Consider the following 18,795-nt stretch of genomic DNA (forward strand, 5'->3'; position numbering starts at 1 on the left):
TCTGAACAGGTAGGCAGGGGTGCCAAGCCGCACCCCGCCCGCCCGACCAAGGAGGCTTGAATGGCCGATACCATGCAGTTCGACCTCGTCAGCCCGGAGCGGAGCTTGCACTCTGCTCAGGTCACGAAGGTCCAGATCCATGGCGAAGAGGGCGAGATGACGGTTATGCCGCAGCACGCCGCGACGCTGACCCTGCTGCGCCCCGGTATGCTGACGGTTTACGAAGGCACCGAGGCTCACGACTATGTCGTGACCGGCGGCTTTGCCGAGATCGGCCCGGAAGGCGTGTCCGTTCTGGCAGAGCAGGCAAGCCTGAAAGCCGACGTCACGACCGATTGGATCGACCGTGTCGTGGACGCTGCTGAAAAGGCAGCTCTCGAAGCCACGGACGATAACAAGATCACGGTGAACCAGCGCGTGAACCACGCCCGGTTCCTCAAGCAGCAGCTCGGTCTCTGACCGCACTGATTGCTAAAAGTGAAACGAATGGCCCCATCGCATGCGGTGGGGCTTTTTGTTTAGGGTGAGCGGATGAAACGTCTCAATTCGCATCAAATTGGTATCGATGAGGGCTTTGTCAGCCTCTTCGATCATTGGGCCCAAACCACGGTGATGTGGGATGGTGCCGGGGAGCGTACGGTTCGCGCGACCGTCTCGTTCGATGAACCGTTTGCCGAGCCGCCAACCGTCTCCCTTTCGATTGCCGTGCTTGATGCCGACAATGAAAGCTATCTGCGCCTGAATTTGCGGACAGAAGACGTGACAACCACCGATTTCACCATTGCCGCCGACACGTGGGAGGACACGCGCATCGCCCGCCTTGGAATGCGTTGGACCGCGATCGGTGTTCTCGTAGACACGGATGAGCTGTGGGACGTTTAGCCCGATAGGCGACGCAGCAATATTTCCAGCGGTCCGGTTGTGGAGATATAGCGCTGCCAGAGCCAAGCATATGTCACCAATGTCAGGATGAAGGAGAGAGAAGTCAAAAGCGCCGCGCCACCCGACAGGTTCATCAACCAACCCGCCGCCTCAAACGTCCCCATGCCAAGGATCACTTGCGCGATGTAGAGTGTGAGTGTCTGCCGTCCGGCGGAAAGAACAGCAGCAAAACCTCTCTCAGACGGACAGAGCCAAAGGCAAAGCCCGATTGCTGCCGTCGCCCAGCCCGTGGCCGCTATCATGTAGAGTGGCATGGGCGGCACCGGCTCTGTCTCGAATAACAACGACAACTCGTCCGGGCCGGCAGCGCCGACGAGGAAGTGAGATGCTATCTCCACCATCAGCGCCACCGCGAGGCCCAGACCGATCAGGTGCCCCTGTACTTTGCGAGATCCAAGGTCAAATCGGCTAAGGAAGATGCCCCATAGCAGGAAGCCAACCCACGGCAGGACCGGATGCCATCCATTGAACAAAAGATTTCGGAGCGCACCCTCAACCGTCCAGAGGTCGAGATAGGTCAGGCTTTCCCACGCCCAACCCGCATCATAGTCAAACAAGAGGATAGCCACGACCTGTCCAATCAGCAGCGCGCCGCATGCGAGCAGAACGGCGCGTGTTGATGCGAACAGGAATGGCAGGGCGACTACGAAATAGACGGCGTAATAGTGGATTATGTCCGCCGGAAAGATCGCAAGGTTCGCCAGCCCAACTGCGAGCAGAACAGCGGATCGCTTCAATGTGCGCCGCGAGATCTGTTTCGCGGACCGACCCCGCGCGCCGATGGCGAAGCTGACGCCCGCCAGTACCACGAACAAAGCAGCAGCGCGGCCCTGCAACAGCTCGACCAGCCACGGCGCGCCGAATTCTGGATCGCGCAACACGATGTCAAAATTGACGAGCACCATGCCTGAGAATGCGAGAAATCTTGCCAGATCGAGGCCATGCAGTCGCTGCGCCATAAAAAAAGCCCCGAATGTTCCTTCGGGGCTTTAGATGTGTGTTTGGCGTCAGGCGTTAAAGCCCCAACATTTACCGCATCGGGTAAAATGCCTCGTAAATCGGGCCGAGGGCTTCTTCCGAGAACAGGGAGGAGACGCTGGTTCCGTTCGAGATGTTCAGGATCGCCTGTGCAAACATCGGGCCAATCGGGACAACGCGAATGTTATCGCACGCCTTCACAGGCTCAGGCTGCTCGATGGAGTCGGTGACGACGAGGCTCTTGAGTACGGATTTTTCGATCCGTCCAACGGCCGGGCCGGACAGAACGCCGTGTGAGATATAGGCGTGCACTTCCTTGGCGCCGCCCTCGTTCTGGATGATCTCTGCCGCTTTGCACAGCGTGCCCGCCGTGTCGCAGATATCGTCGACGATGATAGCGCGTTTGCCTGCCACTTCGCCGATGATCGTCATCTCTTCGATTTCACCGGGCTTGGAGCGGCGCTTGTCCACGATGGCAAGGCCGACGCCGATCCGCTTGGCCAATTCACGGGCCCGCGCCACGCCGCCTACGTCGGGGGAGACGATGATGACGTCGCTGAGGTCATCGAAATTCGCCATGATGTCGAGCGCAAAGACCGGCGCGGCATAGAGGTTGTCCACCGGAATGTCGAAGAAGCCCTGGATCTGTCCCGCATGCAGATCCATGGTCAGGACCCGGTCGATGCCCGCCTCGGAAATCAGGTTCGCGACGAGCTTCGCGCTGATCGGTGTGCGGGCGGAGGTGCGGCGATCCTGCCGTGCATATCCGAAATAAGGAATCACCGCCGTTATCCGCTGAGCCGACGACCGGCGCAGCGCGTCTGCCATGATCAGCAACTCCATCAAATTATCGTTGGCCGGATTAGAGGTCGACTGAATGATGAACATGTCCTCGTCGCGGACATTGTCATAGACCTCGACGAAAATTTCCTTGTCATTGAAACGCTCTACGCGGGCGTTTGCCAATGCGACCTGCGATCCGCGATAGACCGACATGCGCTTGGCGACTGTTTCGGCAAGCTCGCGGTTGGCATTGCCAGAGATGAGTTTGAGGTTGATGTCGGCTTTCATCGGTGGCGTCCTTTTGGCAGGCATGTCAGACCTTTTCATGCGGGCTGGGCTGGTGCGGTTGCGTTAGCACTGTGCGCCCGCCAAGCAAACCCTATGTGTCATCTATAAGACAAAGAACGACAGGAGTGCCGCGCCGTGGCCACGATTGATTACTACACCTTCCCGCTGTCCCCTTTCGCCTATCTCGCCGGGGAGCAGTTGGAGGCCGTCGCCGCTTCGCACGGCGCGACGATCAACTACATCCCGTTCGATCTGCTGAAGGTCTTTGGGGAACAGGGCACGCAGCCTCCGGGAAAGCGGCATCCATCTCGTCAGGCCTATCGCCTGCAAGAGCTTGCGCGTGTTGCCAAGATGAACGGGCTTGAGATCAACCTCAAACCGGCACACTGGCCCACCGATCCGAAACCAGCCGTGATCGCGATGATCAACGCGCAGTCTGCGGAAGGCGGCGATCTGGGCAAGCTGACCCACGGGATTCTGCGTGCTGTGTGGGCTGAAGAGAAGGACATCTCCCAACTGGAGGTGATCGAGGCTTGCCTGACTGCCGCCGGCTATGACGCGTCGGTCGCCCATGGGGATGCCGAGGCGGCGCTTGCTCAATTCGAGCGGAACACTGTCACCGCGATGGATGCGGGCGTCTTTGGCGCGCCCACCTATATCGTCGACGATCAGGTGTATTGGGGGCAGGATCGTCTGTCCTATCTCGACGCCTATCTCGCAGAAAATGCCTGAGACCCTTAGCGGGGCCAGGACCGGGATCATGCGCAGGGCCGGTGACGGTCCACGCGTGATCCTGTCCCATTGCTCGCTGTCCCATTCGGGCGCCTGGAAACCCCTGTTGTCGGTTCGCCCCGATCTGGACGCCGTGGCGCTGGACCTGCCCGGTCACGGGCAGAGTGAGACAGATGAAGCGCGCTCCCCCGAGAGGCAGGCCGCGGATGCGGTGCTTGATATATTGGGCGATGGTCCCGCGCATCTGGTTGGTCACTCTTTTGGTGGCCGCGTGATGGCAAGGGCCGCGCTGGAGCGCCCTTCCGCCGTTGCATCGCTCACGCTGATAGAGCCGATGATGTTTCATCTGCTGCAAGAGGCCGGCGACCCCTTGGCCGAAGATGAGCGCGTGGCGAGTGCGGCTTATGCCGACGCCCTGGCCACCGGGGATCGAGAGGCGCAGGCCCGTGCCTTCATGGCGCGTTGGGGCAACGGTGTCGCGTGGGAGGATTTGCCCGCTAGGCTGCGTGCCTATGCCATTGAGCGCATTCACTTCATAGATCGGTCCGCCGAGGACGTGATGGGCAATCCTCCTGGGCAAATGACATTATCGGTTCTGCCGTCACTGCCCGGCCCGGTACGCATCCTATACGGCGCGCAGACCGTCGGCGCCGCTATTGGCATCGCGCGGCATGTCGGCCGTGCTGTTGGGGTGGAGCCGACTGAGATCCCCGGCGCAGGACATATGGTGGCGATCACGCACCCGGCGGAGGTGGCGCGGCACCTGCCATTCTAGGTCAGACCGCCTTCGGCGGGGGTATTTTGACCAATCCGAAGGCTAGAGTGCCGCCAAAAATTGCTGACGATCCTGCTGGCTTGTCGACCAATTTGTGACAAGGCGGCAGGTCACCCGTTCCTCATCCGGTCCTTCAAGGGACCCGTGCAGGTAGTAGGCGGCACCGGCGTCTTGCAGGCGACGATGCTGGGCGCGGGTGGGGCGGGCGAAGATCTGGTTTCCGTCTACGGGATGGGCGATCTCCACCCCGGCATCGCGCAGGCCATTGGCCAGATCCGTCGCCGCCGCATTGGCGGCATGCGCCATTTCCAGCCACAGATCGTCAGTCAGGTAGGCATCCATCTGTGCCGCGAGGAACCGATGCTTTGAAAACAATTGCGCGGCCCGCTTGCGGCGCAATTCCAGTTCCCATTGGGCATCGGGATCGAAGATCACGACCGCTTCGACACCCATCAGACCGTTCTTTGTTCCGCCAAAGGCGAGTGTGTCGACGGGCGCGGCCATCTCTGCCGCTGTGGCGCCGGTCGCAGCGCAGGCGTTCGCGAACCGGGCGCCATCAAGGTGAAGCTTCAAGCCCGCCGCATGTGCGACTTTCGCGAGGGCCTGAAGCTCTGCCGGGGTGGAAGCCGCCCCCAGCTCTGACAGGTTTGACACGCAAAGGGCGGCAGGTTGATGGGAATGCACGATCCCAGCGGTGCTGCCCGCAATGGCGTCGGCCAGCGTCTTGGGCGTGATCTTGGCGTGATCGCCTTTCAAAAGGGTTAACTTGCCGCCGCCGATCATGGCTTCGGGGGCGCCGCACTCATCTTCCTCGATATGCGCGAGCTCGTGGCAGAAGATACGGCCCCAGGGTGGGCAGATTGTTGACAGGGCGAGAGCGTTGGCAGCAGTGCCAATCCCGACCAGCACGACCGCTGCATGCGGAGCGTTGAACAGATCGCGAATTTTGTCATTCACATCAATGCTGTACGGATCGTTGCCATAGGGCATCGCGTAGCCGTCATTGGCCCTGACGATGGCTTCGATCACCTTTGGATGGGCGGGCCCGGAATTGTCGGAGGCGAAGTTCATGACAGGTCCTCGATGATGTAATCTTCGAAGTCTTCCTCATCGACTTCGTATTCTGCAACGGTGCGGCGCGGGATGGATTTCCCTGCTTTTACAGGGCTTTGCGGGTCTCCGGTCAGCAGGGGATGCCAATCGGGGAGGGGTTTGCCATCGGCGCGCAGGCGATAGGCGCAGGTGGCGGGCATCCAGTCCTTGATCTCCTCCACATTCTCCGCGTCAATGACCACGCAGCCGGGCACCAGCGTTTTGCGCAACGGATAGTTCCCGCAGCGGCAGGTGCCTGCGTCCAAAAGCCTGCAGGTGATTGAGGTATAAGCGACTTCCCCGGTGTCTTCATCTTCCAGCTTCAGCAAACAGCACTTGGCACAGCCGTCGCACAGCGCCTCCCACTCCTCTCGGTTGAGGGTGTCGAGGGGGCGGGTCCAGAAGGCGGGGCGCTTGGTCATGGGACCGTCTTACGCCCGTCGATGTGTCGGCACAACTTCACCTTTGATCTGTCAAAAGTGGTGTGCACAACCTGTGCACAGGGCGTGCACAACCCGTGCACCGATGTGACATACGGAAGTCGACATGAAACTGGGTGAGATCGTCGAGAATTGGCAGGGTGCGCGCGTGCCGGAGCGCAAGGTGCTGACCGGACGCTACGCTCGGGTGGAGCCCCTGGAGGCGCGGCACTTCGACGATCTGTGGGCGGCCTATGCGGTCGATAGGGAGGGCGCAGTCTGGCGCTACCTGATGGGCGGGCCGTTCGAGGATAAGGCCGCGTTCCGGGACTACATGGCGGACAAGCCTGCGAGCAGCGATCCGCTGTTCTTCGCCTTTGTCGATGTGGAGAGTGGGAGGGCCATGGGCTTTGGCAGCTATCTGCGCATCAACCCGGAGGCGGGTTCGATCGAGGTCGGCCACCTGACTTACTCGCCCGCGATGCAGCGGACCCGCATGGCGACGGAGGCGATGTACCTGATGATGCGCGAGGCGTTTGAGTTGGGCTATCGCCGCTATGAATGGAAGTGCAACGCGCTGAACACGCCGTCACGACGGGCGGCGGAGCGGCTGGGGTTCACCTTCGAGGGCGTGCACCGACAGGCGTTGGTGACCAAGGGGCGGAACCGGGACACGGCGTGGTTCTCCGTGCTCGATGGGGAGTGGGAGGATTTGCGGGGGCGGTTCGAGCGGTGGCTGGAGCCGGGGAATTTTGATGAGAACGGTGTGCAGCGGAACCACTTCGCAATTTCGTGCTGACACCACCTGCGTCAAAAAACTCGACCTTATTCCAAATTATTTAAACTAGGTTCGTAAATAGTAAGATACATCAATTATGTATTCGTACTTTTTGGGCTGCCAGAATCCAAGCATCGACGTATTCTCCGTTGCACTCTACAAGGTGTTGAGGCGATTTTGAGCCTTCTTCCAGCCTCTTTTGTACTGCACTACTGACTCTTAATTTGGATGGATCTATAGCAGAAAAAATAGATCCATCATGAACTGTGTCACCAAATATATCGAGAAACTCGTTTTTGCGTACGGCTATATTAAGGGGATAGTTTAGCGGAATTCCTTCTATGAGGCTGTCAAATGATATAATTTTAATATTTTCGCTTTGGTAAGATTTAATTAATTGCTTTCTCTGGTCATTATTCTCTATTTCTGATCTGCGCCCATGAACTAAAATAAATTTAAAATCAGTTGGGTGATTTGCCATCTGACGCGGTACTCGGATATCACTAATGGAGGATAAAAAGCCAGCTGCGTTACCACTATCACTTAGCCATGATTGCCATGTTTTTATTTGATGAATCGCTTTTTGAAAATCTGAATGTAATTCATTGCTTTTGTCTCGGAAGAATTTTGATTGTGGCTTCTCGATTTCTATAAAAACAGCGCTCCAATCAATACTACTTTTCGTCAAAAAGAAAAAATCTGACTTGTAGTCAGATCCAAATGAAAGCTTCCTAAGTACAATTCTAAAGTGAACCCCATGATTAAGAACAAAATTGCGAGGTATCAGCCCTGTATGTCTCTCCATAAAATCCTGATATACTTGTTCTCTTTGATTTGAGTCGATCAAATTGGTGAATTCAGACCTAATTTTTTCGTTTTCATACGATTGCATGGCGGGATCAATTTTGGCTAGATTTTCAAAAGGCGGTGCATTAGAGCGGATTGCTGTTTACACTGGAAGTATTGTGCGGCGTTCGAAGTTCTAATGTCAAACCTAAGCCTTAGTTTTGGAATTTGTAGATGAGTTTCTATTGTTCGCTGGAGGTTGCATGAAGCTTGACCAGTGCCAGTGTAGCGGTCAACTCGCCCTCGCGCCCCCGAACCTCACCGGGCTAACCCTCCGCTCCCATTGCGCTTCTGCGGCGAAGCGGTACTCGGCTGCGGGTCTGCCGCCTCTGCGGGCGGTTTGTGCGCCTGTTGGTTCGATTAGGCCGGATTGGGTGATCATCCGCCTAAAATTTTGTTTGTGGAGGGGTTGGCCGGAGACGGCTTCGGCGGCGGTTTGGAGGTCGAAGAGGGTGAAGGTCTCTGGCATCAGCTCGAACAGCACGGGGCGGTATTTCAGTTTCGCGCGCAGGCGGCCGATGCCGGTCGCCAAAATACGGCGGTCGTCGCGTGGCATGGCGCGGCCCAGTGGGCGCGGCGGGGGGAGGGCGCGGTCGCGGGCGGCTTCCTCGACCAATCCGGCCTCGTAGAGCAGTTCGTAGCGCTCCAGCACCAGCTCATCGCGCCACGGCTGGCCGCTCAGCCCGAAGGAGAGGTTGAGGCGTTCGCGCCTTTGGGGTGTCGTGGCCCAACTCTCCAGCGCGGGGGCGAGGGTTTCGGTGAGGATCGGGGCGGGGCCGGCGCGGCGATCCTCCCATGGGAAGAACTGGGTCCAGGGGCGCCAGTCCTGCCCCTCCAGCCGCTCCCGCCCCGGCACGATGGCGAGATAGCCGATGGAGACGCGGTGCGCGGGATCGCTGCGCTGGGGCCGGTCGCCAAAGGTGTAGAGCTGCTCGACATGGGCCAGCGTGTGGCCGGTATCCGTCTCCACCCAATCGCGCAGGGAGAGTTCGAGGGTGCCGTGGCGGTCTGGGTCGAAGGGGCGGGTCGGCAGTTCGGGGCCGGGCAGGGTGAGGACGACGGGCTCGGCGCGGCCATCGCTCTCGATCACGCCGACGAGCACGGCGGACAGGCCGACCTCGATCGGGCGGCTCACAGCGCGCTCATGTGTTGTTCGAACCGGGTGAGGAAGGCGGCCTTCACCTGCATGGGCGGGCGCAGGTCGATGCGCAGCTTGGCGGCGGGGGCGTGGCGGGGGGCGCCGAAGAACTTGTTGGCCTCCTCCGTGGTGAAGCCCGCGATGAAGACGGCCTCGGCCCACGCGGAGATCTTGTCGGCGCGCTTGATCTGTTTCTTGATCGTGGCGGGCAGGGCCGCGGGCAGGCCGAAGCGGAGGTGGATGGCTTCGGTCAGGCGCACATCCATTGCCTTGTAGCCCGGCCCGACCGCGGCCTTTACGGGGGAGATCATGTCCCCGATCACGTATTCGGGCGCGTCGTGGAGGAGGGCGGCGAGCCGCCATTTGACGGGGGCCTTGGGGTAGAGTTCGATGAAGAGGTCATCGACCAGCAGCGAATGCTCCGCCACCGAATAGGGCCAGTCGCCCTGCGTCTGCCCGTTCCAGCGCGCCACGAAGGAGAGGCCATGGGCGATGTCCTCGATCTCCACATCCAGCGGAGAGGGATCGAGCAGATCGAGCCTGCGGCCCGAAAGCATCCGTTGCCATGCGCGTTGGGTCATTTGGGTCTCGGTCCGGTTGGGATGTCACGTTGGCCCAGACATAAGGAGTACGGGCCGGTGCGGGCAAGCAGGGACGAACCTAGAACACCCCGATATTGGCGTTCTTGTCGAAGCCGGGCGCATTGCGGTTGTCGCCGACGATCTCAATCAATCCGGTGAACAATTCTGACTTTAGGCGAGCAAAGACATCCGGGCGCATTCCGAAGTTTGAATTGTCTGGTTCCAATGTCCAAAAGGGAAGCGAGGCGAGGTGGTCTCGCAGAACCTCGTTGTTGGTGAGCTGCCAGGCAACTTCTAGTCGCCCGAAGGCACATCCTGCCGAAAATGGCTTGGTCAAGCGGCCAAGCGATTTTCCTCCAAGGCTATCCCAAAAATCAAAGGTGCGTCTCGGCTTCCAATAGAACCGTCTTTCGGGCAGAGGCTCACCTGTCTCAGTGATCGTAATTGTCATCGGGAAGAAGTAGCTCAGCCCAGGGTCAAGCTCTTTGATCACATTCCTCGCCCGCTCTGTCACGATCAGGCCGTTTACCGCAGTCCAAATGTCCGGCACCCAATGTGCCCGAGCGCCGTTGACGGAGAAGTCTTGCAGATAGGGTCCGATATCCTTCGGCTCGAAATCATACAGGTAAGCATCCCACAGGGGCTGAGGTTCGGGCATTTCGATACGTTTCCGGAAGGGGCTGTCCATGCCCCAGCCTGGTTTCATCCAATCCACCCAGTCGGACTTCACGGACCCGTAGTCCCGATGTGGCGCAACTTGGTTTGTTGAAACGGTAAACGCAAAGAACTTGGCATTCTTGTGGATCACATCTGCGGTTGGGATCTCGCGGTAATACTCCACCTTCGTACCATCAATACCGCCGATCTTAATCGGTTCATCCGTTGGGGTGTACTTGGCAGTCATGAGGTGCTCGGTTTGTTGGACTGGGGTCACACTGGCGGGGCCTCAACCTCAGATCAAGTTGAGGGTTCAATGCGGGTCGTTCGGTTGCGCGGATACGTTGTCGTCTGCGGTCTGATAGCACACCACATTGCCCCGGCCCTCACACAGTGCTATGCGCGCGGCAAGTTGTGATAGAGGAGCGTGGCGCTATGGCCAAGGATTACGTCGTTAAGGATATCGAGCTTGCAGCCTTTGGCCGCAAGGAGCTGGACATTGCCGAGACCGAGATGCCGGGGCTTATGGCCTGCCGGGCGGAGTTTGGTGAGGCTAAGCCGCTGAAAGGCGCGCGCATTGTCGGCTCCCTGCATATGACGATCCAGACGGCGGTTCTGATCGAGACGCTGGTGGAGCTGGGCGCTGATGTACGCTGGGCATCCTGCAACATCTTCTCCACGCAGGATCACGCGGCGGCGGCGATTGCGGCGGGTGGCACCCCGGTCTTCGCGATCAAGGGCCAGTCGCTGGAAGAGCACTGGGATTACCTCGACAAGTCTTTCCTGTTCCCCGAGGACGAGAACGGCGTTGGCGCGAACATGATCCTCGACGATGGCGGCGATGCGACACTCTACGTCCTGCTGGGCGCGCGCGCTGAGGCGGGTGAGGATCTGGGTGTTCCGACCTCGGAAGAAGAGGAAGTGATCCACGCGCAAATCAAGAAGCGGATGGCGGCCTCCCCCGGTTGGTTCACCAAGACCCGTGAGAACATCAAGGGTGTCTCTGAGGAGACGACGACCGGTGTGCACCGCCTCTATGATCTGCACAAGAAGGGCCAGCTGCCCTTCCCGGCGATCAACGTGAACGACAGCGTCACCAAGTCGAAATTCGACAACAAGTATGGCTGTAAAGAGAGCCTCGTGGACGGTATCCGCCGCGCCACCGACACGATGATGGCCGGTAAGGTTGCTGTCGTAATGGGCTACGGCGACGTGGGCAAAGGCTCTGCCGCGTCGCTGGCCGGTGCTGGTGCACGGGTGAAGGTCACGGAGGTCGATCCGATCTGCGCGCTTCAGGCCGCGATGGACGGCTTCGAGGTGACGACGCTGGAAGATGTCGTGTCCACTGCGGACGTCTTCATCACCACGACCGGCAACAAGGACGTGATCCGCATCGAGCATATGCGCGAGATGAAGGACATGGCGATCGTCGGCAATATTGGCCATTTCGACAACGAAATTCAGGTGGCAAGCCTGAAGAACCACAAGTGGACCAACATCAAGGATCAGGTGGACATGATCGAGATGCCTTCGGGCTCCCGCATCATCCTGCTCTCTGAGGGTCGTCTTCTGAACCTCGGCAACGCGACGGGCCACCCTTCGTTTGTGATGTCCGCCTCCTTCACCAACCAGGTGCTCGCGCAGATCGAGCTGTGGACGAAGGGTGAAGAGTATCAGCCGGGCGTTTACATCCTGCCCAAGCACCTTGATGAGAAGGTCGCGCGCCTGCATCTCGACCGGATCGGCGTGAAGCTGTCCAAGCTGTCGGATGAGCAGGCGGCTTATATCGGCGTGAGCGCTGAGGGGCCGTTCAAGCCGGAGCACTATCGCTACTAACGCGCGGATCTGATCGTGAATTGGAAAAGCAGCATCGCGGGTGTCGTGGTGCTGCTTTTTTGTTTTGAAGACAGGCTTGACTGAAATAGCATGTCGCTGCTGCACCACTTGATTTGAGATATTCGATGCGCGCCGACCCGACTGAGACTCTCGTTGTGCGGGCTGGCATGCGAAAATCCATCCTGTATGCGTGTGCTTTCGCGTTTTTTGGGTTCGCTCTAATATACATGCCATGCACTATAAAGTGTAATACAGATTTCGACCATTATTTACAAAATTCGTTGGGTCTTTTAGTTTCTGTTTTATCTGTCGCTTTTTGTTTTTTGGCAATTAGAACCCGAAGGAATCGTATCGTATTGTCAAAAAGCGGGTTGATGTTTGACCGTCTTTTGGGCGGGGAAGTTCCGTGGTGCGACGTCAAAAAGATCGGATACTGGACACCATATCGGCGCGGATGGAAGTCCACAGAAGGCATTTTTTTATGGATCCGCGGGGCCAGCGCAACATCGGTACCGCTTAAGTCTCGTCCTGCTGGTGAGACGTTACCGAATGGCGATCGTGTGATCTGGGTCCATCATTTGGAAATAGGTATGAAATTCGACCGTTTCGTCGAGATCCTGGAGGACTACGCGATGGCGCACCAACCCAGTGCTCTCGATCAAGGCGTCCCGTTTTCCGCAACCTCCTTAAAGGATGCGATCTTTACTCAAGATGAATAGCGCCGCGCTTACTTATTTCTGTCCACCGCAGCATTTACTTCTAGATAAGACACCTGTCTTGTCGGGTACAAACCCTGTCCCTGACATCACCAGTGAGATTGTAGAAGGTGCTAGACCAACACCAGCACTGCCCCACCCGCTGCTAATCCCATCACAGCATAGGCGCCATCGATGACGGTCAGCATGATCGGGCGACCGGTGTACATGTTGTTCACGGCCATCCAGGGTACGCCGAAGAAGGCTCCGACGCAGGCGCCCATGACGAGGCCTTCGCTGACGCTGGCCACACCCATGCGGGCCCAGACATAGCGCATGAAGCCAGCCAGGAAGATGAAGACGATGAAGCTGGCAAGGTAGATCACCTTGTTCATCGCGGCGGCTTGTTCGGCGGTGACACCGCTGGCGGCCATCCACGGTTTTGAGGCGACGCCGTACCAGATCGCGCCGATGATCCAGATCACTACAGCCGCAGCGAGGACAGATACGAATTCCATGGCAGATACTCCCCTATCTGGTGCGTTGGAATGTCGCAGTCTTGCGTGATTGGCTGCGTGAGGCAAGCCTTGGGGCACCGAACCGGTTGCCCGGCCCGGTGCGCTGATGATCAGAGCAAATCGATCTGCAATTGAGGTGTGCCGTCGCTCGTCATCTCACTGGAGTGGCCCTTGGGGCCGACCGTTCCGCGAATGCGGTGGCGCAGGCTGGAGAAATGCTCTGACGCGACCACGTCCACAGGCTTATCCAGTTGAAGTTCGAGCCTGACCCAGCCCTCATGCACCACGGATATTGCATTGATCCGTGCCGCGAAGGGGTGGGAGAGGTATTTCCCGGTAACCCTGTCCCCGATGGACCAAGATGGCGCTGGGTCATCCGAAAGGGCGGCGCTCATCGTGTTCCAGTCGCGAAACCCGTGTTGCTGTGCGATCCGCTCTAGTGCTGCGGTGTGGGTCAGGTCGGTACCGGCCGCCTCTAGCCGTGTGCGCAATTGCCTGGCCAGCGCTTTTGCCTGTGCCTTGGTGGGAAGGGGCGTTTTCATGGCCGTGCCTCCAACCCGGTATGGAAAATGCCCCAGCGTAGCGGGCCCGTTCGCGCGGCGTGCCGCAAAACCAGCACGGTTAGCGCGAGCAAACAGCACTCGGCGATGGGCCCGGCAAGCCAGATCCCGATTTCACCCACCACGAGCGGGAGCAACAGTGTCAGGGGGATGGCGAAGGCATAGGGTTTTGTCAGGCCAAGGATTGCAGCCTTTGCCGCCGCGCCGATGGCCTGAAAATAGGCGGACACCATCATGAGCGGTCCCATCAGGAAGAAGACGCTTGTCATGATCGGCAGGATGCGCACGACCTCGGCAATGATGGCAGGGTCATCCACAAAGGCCGAGGCGATGGGCGCCGGTGCGCTGAGCACGATGATCTGCACTGTGCTGCAATAGATGACGGCGACCCAGAGGGCGATCCGCAAGCTGGTATTGGACCTGTGCCAGTGACCGGCGCCGTAATTGTTGCCGGTGATGGTCTGCATCGCGAAGGAAAGGCCCAAGAGCGGTAAAATGGCGAAGGTGATGATCCGTGTGATAATACCGTAGGCCGTCACTGTGTCCGCGTAACCCGGTGCTCCGACCCATTGCAGTGCTGCGATGGTCGAGGCCGCGCCGAGGGAAATTCCGATGAAGTTCAGGCTTTGTGGTGCGCCGAGCGCCAGAATTTCGCGCCAGCGACCCGTCCAGGAGGTGCGCAGCAGGTCCGCGGGACGCAAGACGGTCGCCCCCCAAATGCGAAAGGCGAGGATGATTGCAAAGGCGAGCGCCTGGGCGGCGGCTGTGCCATAGGCCGATCCGGCCACTCCCATCTCGAACTCCGCGATCAGGAGATAGTTGAAGGCGATATTCGCGAGGGAGACGAAAAGGCTCATACCTGCCATCAAGCCCACGCGGCCTTCGTTGCGCAGCGCGTCGGAATTGACAGACAAAACGAAGAGCAGGGGGCAGAACAGGATCGTGATCGTCAGATAGATCAGGCCCAGATCAGCCAGCTGTTGGGATTGCCCAGCGACGAGCAGGGCCGTCTCTGAGCCGAGCACGGTAAACATCGCGATGAGCAGTGCCCCAACTGTGAGGGCCAGCCCGTGCGCGCCTGCAAAGACAGCACGGGCCCCCGCCCAATCGGAGGCGCCCAGATGGCGGGCCAGGACGCTCGACATACCATTCGACACCAGCGTCGAAAGTGCGACGATCAACATGTAGATCGGGAACATTAAGGTCACAGCGGCCAGTGCCTCTGGCCCGACAAAGATGCCGAGGAAGATTGCGTCTGCGACGGAGAGCAATCCGTTCATGCCCATCACAAAGATGATCGGCAATGCGGTCTTGAGGTAGATGCGGCCTAGTGGCCCATCGGTAAATGTGTTGGTGGGAGCGTCAGTCATATCCCGATCTCTTTCGCTAAAATCACGCTGTTTGAGATGGGACCCGCATTGCCATCCGCGCGATATGCGGAGAGAGATGGACAGACTTTTCCAGTGCAGAACTTTACCAAGACAGATGTCGGCGGGCGGCGGGTGTCTACGACCTGACGCACCGCTAGACCGATCGGCCCGGCCCGTCAAGCGCCCCTTTCCCGGGGGCGCTTAGACTTTCGAGGGCGTGCGCCTGGACGCGCTAGCCCTGATAGCCGCCCATTTCGCAGATCAATTTCCACTCTTCAGCGGACACCGGCTGGACTGACAGGCGGGAATTGTTGACCAGGATCATGTCGGCAAGGCGCGGCTCACCCTTGCAATCCTCAAGGGTGATGGGCGTGGGCATGTCGGCCACGGCCTTGATGTCCACACATTCCCAGCGGGGATCGTCGGTTTTGCTGTCGGGGTGTGCTTCGGCCATGACCTCGACAATGCCGACGATGCTCTTTTCCTTCATCGAGTGGTAAAAGAAGCCAAGATCGCCGATCTTCATCTCGCGCATGTTGTTGCGCGCCTGATAGTTGCGCACGCCGTCCCATTCCTCGCCCGCGTCGCCCTTGGCCTTCTGGTCATCCCAGCTCCAGGTGTTGGGTTCGGATTTGAAGAGCCAATAGTTCATGTCAGCCTCCGATCACACGGTTCCATGGGATGAGCGTCACGCTCTCAAACAGGTCGGCCTTTGCGTAGGGATCGTTTGCGGCCCACTCCTGTGCCTGCTCGAAGGTTTCGACGTCGAGGATGACGAGGGAGCCGCACATCTCTCCGCTATCGTCCAGCAAGGGGCCAGCTTGCGCGATCAGGCCACTGTCTTTGAGATGGGCGACATGGGCCTCGCGGTTTGCCTTGCGGATGTCGAGCGCGCCGGGGCGATCCTTTGCGAAAAGAGCTACGAGCATTGAGGTCTCCTGTTCAGGCTTTGGCACCCTTCTTCCCTGATCCAAGCAGGGGGGCGGCGGATTGATCGAGCGGCCAGCGTGGACGGGCGGCCAGCGTCATGTCGGATTGGTGGCCGAGGCGAAACTGCTCCCACCCGGCCCAGGCGATCATGGCGCCATTGTCGGTGCAAAGGTGGAGCGGCGGGGCGGTGAAGGCAAAGCCCGTCTTGTCTGCGACGTCCTGTAGGGCGTGGCGAATGGCCGTGTTCGCCGCGACCCCACCAGCGACGGCGATGGTCGTCGGGCCATGTTCGGAGGCGAAGGCAACCATGGCGCGACGGGTCTTTTCGGCGAGCACGCCTGCGACCGCCGCCTGAAAGGCTGCGCACAGATCGGCGCGGTCTTGCTGGTAGAGCCCGCCTTGGGCCGTCACAAGCTGATCGCGCGCGCGGCGCAGCGCTGTTTTGAGGCCGGAAAAGCTCATGTCGCAGCCCGGCCGGTCGAGCAGGGGGCGCGGAAGCGGGAAACGGGTGGGATCGCCCGATGCGGCCTGTCGCTCTACGTGCGGGCCGCCGGGCTGCGGCAGGCCCAAAAGCTTTGCCGTTTTGTCGAAGGCTTCGCCCGGGGCGTCGTCAATCGTGCCGCCCAGACGGGTAAAGCTGTCAGGCCCGGTGACTGACAGGAACTGACAATGCCCCCCGCTGACCAGCAGCATGAGGTAAGGGAACGTCAGGCCGGGATCGAGGCGCGGGGTCAGCGCGTGACCGGCCAGATGGTTGACGCCGATAAGCGGCTTGCCTGCCCCGGCGGCGAGGCCTTTGGCAAACATGACGCCCGACAGAACGCCGCCGATCAGGCCCGGTCCCGCGGTCACGGCAACCGCATCGATCTGGGCGAGCGAGACATCTGCCGCAGAAAGGGCGGCTTCGGTCACATGGTCGAGGCGTTCTGCATGCGCGCGGGCTGCAATTTCCGGCACCACGCCACCGAAATCAGCGTGGAGGTCGGTTTGGCCGAACACTTTGGACGACAGGATCTCGCCCGCGTCGTCCGTGCAGCGCAGGACGGCGGCGGCGGTGTCGTCGCAGCTCGATTCAAGGCCAAGGATGAGGGCAGGCTTGCTCATGCCATGGTCCTATCGTGCCCGACGGACGGCGTCCATGCAGGGAAGCGATAGACAGGGCGCGTCCGGGCGGGCTAGGTAGGGGTATGACAAGTGAAGTTTACACTCCCGACCGTCCGCTGAAGATTGGCACGCGGGGGTCTCCGCTGGCGCTCGCGCAGGCGCACGAGACCCGCCGGAGGCTGATGGACGCGCACGATATGCCCGAAGAGGCATTCGCGATCACGGTGATTACCACCACAGGTGACGCCGTGCAGGACCGTCCGCTGAGCGAGATTGGCGGCAAAGGGTTGTTCACGAAAGAGATCGAGGCCGCCCTGATGGATGGGCGTATCGATCTGGCCGTGCATTCGACCAAGGATGTCGCCAACACTCTGCCCGATGGGCTGGTGCTGAGTACCTATCTGCCGCGCGAAGATGTTCGGGACAGTTTCATCAGCCGCAAACATGCCAGCATTGCCGATTTGCCCCAGGGGGCTGTTGTGGGGTGTTCGTCGATCCGCCGGCGCGCGCAGCTGTTGGCATTGCGCCCGGATGTCAGTTTTGTGGAGTTTCGCGGGAATGTGCAGACGCGTTTGCGCAAGCTTGACGACGGTTTGGCAGAGGCGACCTTTCTGGCCTGCGCGGGTCTGCAACGGCTCAATGAACCCGACCTGATCAACCCCGTGCCGGTCGATGTGATGCTGCCTGCGGTGGCGCAGGGTGCCATCTCGCTGGAGCAGCGGGAGGGGGATGAGGGCGTCTCCGCCCTGATTGCGCCGCTCAACCATGCGGATACTGCGCTGTGTGTCCGGGTGGAGCGGGCGATGTTGGCCGAGCTCGATGGCTCTTGCCGCACGCCGATCGGTGGGCTTGCAACGCTGGAAGGTGGGGATGTCGTGCTGCGGGGTGAAATCGTGCGCCCGGATGGCAAGATCTCCCATTCCGATGAATGGCGGGCCCCGCGCGCGGATGCAGTGGCGATGGGCGCGTCGGCTGGTCGTATCCTGAAAGAGCGGGCGGGCCCGGGATTTCTTGCCTGACCTGTTGATCACGCGGCCAGAGGTATTGGCACAGCGTTTCGCCGCGCGGGTGCCGGCACCCTGGCAGCCTGTGATCGCCCCCCTGACGCGGATCGTATTGACCGAACCGGGACCGCTGCCTGACGGTGTACAGGCGGTGATGTTCACATCCCAAAACGGTGTTGGCAGTTGGCGTGCCGCAGGTCTGCCCGTCCAACTCCCCGCCTTTTGCGTTGGAACGCGGACGAGCGAGGCGGCGCGGGCTGCGGGGTTCGAGGTGTCGGATGCCTCTGGCGATCTGGCCGCGCTGGTGCGCCTGATTGCCGCGTCTCTGCGGGCTGACGACGGCGCGATCCTGCATGTCCGCGGGCGGCATGTTGCCGGTGATCCCGAGCGGTCATTGGCCAAGCTTGGCTATGGCTACATCGCGTATCCGCTCTATGACGCAGTTGCGCAGGCGTTCTCGACGGAGGTGAAAGCCGGATTAGAGCGCAACCGATTTGGCGGCATTTGCTTTTTTTCGCCCAGGGCCGCGCGGCTTTTTGCAGATGAGGCGTTGAAGCAGGGCTGGTCATTGCGAGAGGTCAGCGCCTTTTGCCTCAGTGTGAAAGTTGCGCGTCCCCTCGACAATCTTGGCTTTTCGCAGTGTCATGTGAGCCTGACACCAGATGAGGCGGGATTTGTAGGCATGTTGCAGCGCAATGGAATCAGCTAGGATAGCTTGCAGCGCGTTGTGCCAGTGCTAGGTACAATGAGAATGACGACCGACCGACGA

General features: G+C 59.9%; 23 protein-coding genes. 9 read left to right on the forward strand and 14 right to left on the reverse strand.

The window, feature by feature from the left end; all coding sequences use genetic code 11:
* Nucleotides 1-60: 60 nt before the first annotated feature.
* Both atpC and POI8812_RS04160 read left to right on the forward strand, forming a co-directional pair.
* A complete protein-coding gene (gene atpC / locus POI8812_RS04155; RefSeq protein ID WP_245895242.1) occupies nucleotides 61-459 on the forward strand; it encodes an ATP synthase F1 subunit epsilon in 399 nt (132 codons plus the stop codon).
* 72 nt (nucleotides 460-531) lie between these two features.
* Entirely contained in the window at nucleotides 532-882 is a 351-nt protein-coding gene (locus POI8812_RS04160; RefSeq protein WP_108781234.1) for an H-type lectin domain-containing protein, read from the forward strand.
* Here POI8812_RS04160 and POI8812_RS04165 read toward each other — a convergent pair.
* Entirely contained in the window at nucleotides 879-1,901 is a 1,023-nt protein-coding gene (locus POI8812_RS04165) for a DUF418 domain-containing protein (protein ID WP_108781235.1), read from the reverse strand. The two genes, POI8812_RS04160 and POI8812_RS04165, sit on opposite strands and share 4 nt — an antisense overlap.
* A 70-nt stretch (nucleotides 1,902-1,971) precedes the next feature.
* Nucleotides 1,972-2,991, reverse strand: a complete 1,020-nt coding sequence (locus POI8812_RS04170) for a ribose-phosphate pyrophosphokinase (RefSeq protein ID WP_108781236.1) — start codon at nucleotides 2,989-2,991, stop codon at nucleotides 1,972-1,974.
* A gap of 135 nt (nucleotides 2,992-3,126) precedes the next feature.
* Here POI8812_RS04170 and POI8812_RS04175 point away from each other — a divergent pair, with 135 nt between their 5' ends.
* Nucleotides 3,127-3,723: a 2-hydroxychromene-2-carboxylate isomerase gene (locus POI8812_RS04175; protein ID WP_108781237.1), complete on the forward strand. Its 597-nt coding sequence runs from the start codon at nucleotides 3,127-3,129 to the stop codon at nucleotides 3,721-3,723.
* Nucleotides 3,724-3,751: 28 nt separating this feature from the next.
* Nucleotides 3,752-4,498, forward strand: coding sequence for an alpha/beta fold hydrolase (locus tag POI8812_RS04180; RefSeq protein WP_162844879.1), 747 nt, complete (start codon nucleotides 3,752-3,754; stop codon nucleotides 4,496-4,498).
* 42 nt (nucleotides 4,499-4,540) lie between these two features.
* On the opposite strand, the gene POI8812_RS04185 is transcribed toward POI8812_RS04180, so the two are convergent.
* The gene (locus POI8812_RS04185; protein ID WP_108781239.1) at nucleotides 4,541-5,569 is read right to left on the reverse strand and encodes a threonine aldolase family protein; all 1,029 of its coding nucleotides are present in this window, start codon (nucleotides 5,567-5,569) and stop codon (nucleotides 4,541-4,543) included.
* Complete coding sequence (locus POI8812_RS04190) at nucleotides 5,566-6,012, reverse strand: YcgN family cysteine cluster protein (protein WP_108781240.1); 447 nt, start codon at nucleotides 6,010-6,012, stop codon at nucleotides 5,566-5,568. Before POI8812_RS04190 ends, POI8812_RS04185 begins: the two co-directional genes overlap by 4 nt.
* A gap of 124 nt (nucleotides 6,013-6,136) precedes the next feature.
* On the opposite strand from POI8812_RS04190, the gene POI8812_RS04195 reads away from it, so the two are divergent.
* Complete coding sequence (locus POI8812_RS04195; RefSeq protein WP_108781241.1) at nucleotides 6,137-6,808, forward strand: GNAT family N-acetyltransferase; 672 nt, start codon at nucleotides 6,137-6,139, stop codon at nucleotides 6,806-6,808.
* A gap of 70 nt (nucleotides 6,809-6,878) precedes the next feature.
* On the opposite strand, the gene POI8812_RS04200 is transcribed toward POI8812_RS04195, so the two are convergent.
* The 4 genes from POI8812_RS04200 to POI8812_RS04215 form a co-directional block, all read right to left on the reverse strand.
* The gene (locus POI8812_RS04200; RefSeq protein WP_108781242.1) at nucleotides 6,879-7,679 is read right to left on the reverse strand and encodes a Shedu immune nuclease family protein; all 801 of its coding nucleotides are present in this window, start codon (nucleotides 7,677-7,679) and stop codon (nucleotides 6,879-6,881) included.
* 186 nt (nucleotides 7,680-7,865) lie between these two features.
* Complete coding sequence (locus POI8812_RS04205) at nucleotides 7,866-8,768, reverse strand: NUDIX hydrolase (RefSeq protein ID WP_211310369.1); 903 nt, start codon at nucleotides 8,766-8,768, stop codon at nucleotides 7,866-7,868.
* On the reverse strand, nucleotides 8,765-9,352 hold the full coding sequence (locus tag POI8812_RS04210; RefSeq protein WP_108781243.1) for an HD domain-containing protein: 588 nt from the start codon (nucleotides 9,350-9,352) through the stop codon (nucleotides 8,765-8,767). Before POI8812_RS04210 ends, POI8812_RS04205 begins: the two co-directional genes overlap by 4 nt.
* A 79-nt stretch (nucleotides 9,353-9,431) precedes the next feature.
* A complete protein-coding gene (locus tag POI8812_RS04215; protein WP_108781244.1) occupies nucleotides 9,432-10,256 on the reverse strand; it encodes a hypothetical protein in 825 nt (274 codons plus the stop codon).
* Between the two features lie 188 nt (nucleotides 10,257-10,444).
* Here POI8812_RS04215 and ahcY point away from each other — a divergent pair, with 188 nt between their 5' ends.
* Together ahcY and POI8812_RS17530 are read left to right on the forward strand one after the other, a co-directional pair.
* Nucleotides 10,445-11,845 (forward strand): adenosylhomocysteinase, encoded by a 1,401-nt coding sequence (gene ahcY / locus POI8812_RS04220; protein ID WP_108781245.1) that lies wholly within the window; start codon nucleotides 10,445-10,447, stop codon nucleotides 11,843-11,845.
* A 374-nt stretch (nucleotides 11,846-12,219) separates the two neighbouring features.
* The gene (locus POI8812_RS17530; RefSeq protein WP_146186117.1) at nucleotides 12,220-12,564 is read left to right on the forward strand and encodes a hypothetical protein; all 345 of its coding nucleotides are present in this window, start codon (nucleotides 12,220-12,222) and stop codon (nucleotides 12,562-12,564) included.
* A gap of 110 nt (nucleotides 12,565-12,674) precedes the next feature.
* Here the strand turns inward: POI8812_RS17530 and POI8812_RS04225 are convergent, their stop codons facing one another.
* The 6 genes from POI8812_RS04225 to tsaD form a co-directional block, all read right to left on the reverse strand.
* Nucleotides 12,675-13,058 carry a DUF1761 domain-containing protein gene (locus POI8812_RS04225; protein WP_108781246.1) on the reverse strand — a complete coding sequence of 128 codons (384 nt, stop codon included), beginning with the start codon at nucleotides 13,056-13,058 and terminating at the stop codon, nucleotides 12,675-12,677.
* 110 nt (nucleotides 13,059-13,168) lie between these two features.
* Nucleotides 13,169-13,600 (reverse strand): glyoxalase superfamily protein, encoded by a 432-nt coding sequence (locus POI8812_RS04230; protein ID WP_108781247.1) that lies wholly within the window; start codon nucleotides 13,598-13,600, stop codon nucleotides 13,169-13,171.
* A complete protein-coding gene (locus POI8812_RS04235) occupies nucleotides 13,597-14,988 on the reverse strand; it encodes an MATE family efflux transporter (RefSeq protein ID WP_108781248.1) in 1,392 nt (463 codons plus the stop codon). Before POI8812_RS04235 ends, POI8812_RS04230 begins: the two co-directional genes overlap by 4 nt.
* 232 nt (nucleotides 14,989-15,220) lie before the next feature.
* Nucleotides 15,221-15,640, reverse strand: a complete 420-nt coding sequence (locus POI8812_RS04240) for an EVE domain-containing protein (protein WP_108781249.1) — start codon at nucleotides 15,638-15,640, stop codon at nucleotides 15,221-15,223.
* A gap of 1 nt (nucleotide 15,641) precedes the next feature.
* A complete protein-coding gene (locus POI8812_RS04245; RefSeq protein WP_108781250.1) occupies nucleotides 15,642-15,917 on the reverse strand; it encodes a YciI family protein in 276 nt (91 codons plus the stop codon).
* Nucleotides 15,918-15,930: 13 nt separating this feature from the next.
* The gene (gene tsaD, locus POI8812_RS04250; protein WP_108781251.1) at nucleotides 15,931-17,022 is read right to left on the reverse strand and encodes a tRNA (adenosine(37)-N6)-threonylcarbamoyltransferase complex transferase subunit TsaD; all 1,092 of its coding nucleotides are present in this window, start codon (nucleotides 17,020-17,022) and stop codon (nucleotides 15,931-15,933) included.
* An 83-nt stretch (nucleotides 17,023-17,105) separates the two neighbouring features.
* Here tsaD and hemC point away from each other — a divergent pair, with 83 nt between their 5' ends.
* Nucleotides 17,106-18,041, forward strand: a complete 936-nt coding sequence (hemC, locus tag POI8812_RS04255; protein WP_108781252.1) for a hydroxymethylbilane synthase — start codon at nucleotides 17,106-17,108, stop codon at nucleotides 18,039-18,041.
* Nucleotides 18,034-18,735 carry a uroporphyrinogen-III synthase gene (locus POI8812_RS04260; protein ID WP_108781253.1) on the forward strand — a complete coding sequence of 234 codons (702 nt, stop codon included), beginning with the start codon at nucleotides 18,034-18,036 and terminating at the stop codon, nucleotides 18,733-18,735. The genes hemC and POI8812_RS04260 overlap by 8 nt, the downstream gene beginning before the upstream one ends.
* Nucleotides 18,736-18,795 lie beyond the last annotated feature (60 nt).

It is taken from the genome of Pontivivens insulae (genome assembly GCF_900302495.1).
In the GTDB taxonomy this organism is placed as follows: Bacteria; Pseudomonadota; Alphaproteobacteria; order Rhodobacterales; family Rhodobacteraceae; genus Pontivivens; species Pontivivens insulae.

Bases quoted from the DNA above. Each gene is read 5' to 3' on its own strand.
- POI8812_RS04195 (WP_108781241.1), top strand. From the start codon at position 6,137: ATGAAACTGGGTGAGATCGTCGAGAATTGGCAGGGTGCGCGCGTGCCG.
- POI8812_RS04170 (WP_108781236.1), bottom strand. From the start codon at position 2,991: ATGAAAGCCGACATCAACCTCAAACTCATCTCTGGCAATGCCAACCGC.
- atpC (WP_245895242.1), top strand. From the start codon at position 61: ATGGCCGATACCATGCAGTTCGACCTCGTCAGCCCGGAGCGGAGCTTG.
- POI8812_RS04215 (WP_108781244.1), bottom strand. From the start codon at position 10,256: ATGACTGCCAAGTACACCCCAACGGATGAACCGATTAAGATCGGCGGT.
- hemC (WP_108781252.1), top strand. From the start codon at position 17,106: ATGACAAGTGAAGTTTACACTCCCGACCGTCCGCTGAAGATTGGCACG.
- tsaD (WP_108781251.1), bottom strand. From the start codon at position 17,022: ATGAGCAAGCCTGCCCTCATCCTTGGCCTTGAATCGAGCTGCGACGAC.
- POI8812_RS04235 (WP_108781248.1), bottom strand. From the start codon at position 14,988: ATGACTGACGCTCCCACCAACACATTTACCGATGGGCCACTAGGCCGC.
- POI8812_RS04225 (WP_108781246.1), bottom strand. From the start codon at position 13,058: ATGGAATTCGTATCTGTCCTCGCTGCGGCTGTAGTGATCTGGATCATC.
- POI8812_RS04210 (WP_108781243.1), bottom strand. From the start codon at position 9,352: ATGACCCAACGCGCATGGCAACGGATGCTTTCGGGCCGCAGGCTCGAT.
- POI8812_RS04230 (WP_108781247.1), bottom strand. From the start codon at position 13,600: ATGAAAACGCCCCTTCCCACCAAGGCACAGGCAAAAGCGCTGGCCAGG.
- POI8812_RS04240 (WP_108781249.1), bottom strand. From the start codon at position 15,640: ATGAACTATTGGCTCTTCAAATCCGAACCCAACACCTGGAGCTGGGAT.
- POI8812_RS04165 (WP_108781235.1), bottom strand. From the start codon at position 1,901: ATGGCGCAGCGACTGCATGGCCTCGATCTGGCAAGATTTCTCGCATTC.
- POI8812_RS04190 (WP_108781240.1), bottom strand. From the start codon at position 6,012: ATGACCAAGCGCCCCGCCTTCTGGACCCGCCCCCTCGACACCCTCAAC.
- POI8812_RS04245 (WP_108781250.1), bottom strand. From the start codon at position 15,917: ATGCTCGTAGCTCTTTTCGCAAAGGATCGCCCCGGCGCGCTCGACATC.
- POI8812_RS04180 (WP_162844879.1), top strand. From the start codon at position 3,752: ATGCGCAGGGCCGGTGACGGTCCACGCGTGATCCTGTCCCATTGCTCG.
- POI8812_RS04160 (WP_108781234.1), top strand. From the start codon at position 532: ATGAAACGTCTCAATTCGCATCAAATTGGTATCGATGAGGGCTTTGTC.
- POI8812_RS04185 (WP_108781239.1), bottom strand. From the start codon at position 5,569: ATGAACTTCGCCTCCGACAATTCCGGGCCCGCCCATCCAAAGGTGATC.
- POI8812_RS17530 (WP_146186117.1), top strand. From the start codon at position 12,220: ATGTTTGACCGTCTTTTGGGCGGGGAAGTTCCGTGGTGCGACGTCAAA.
- ahcY (WP_108781245.1), top strand. From the start codon at position 10,445: ATGGCCAAGGATTACGTCGTTAAGGATATCGAGCTTGCAGCCTTTGGC.
- POI8812_RS04200 (WP_108781242.1), bottom strand. From the start codon at position 7,679: ATGCAATCGTATGAAAACGAAAAAATTAGGTCTGAATTCACCAATTTG.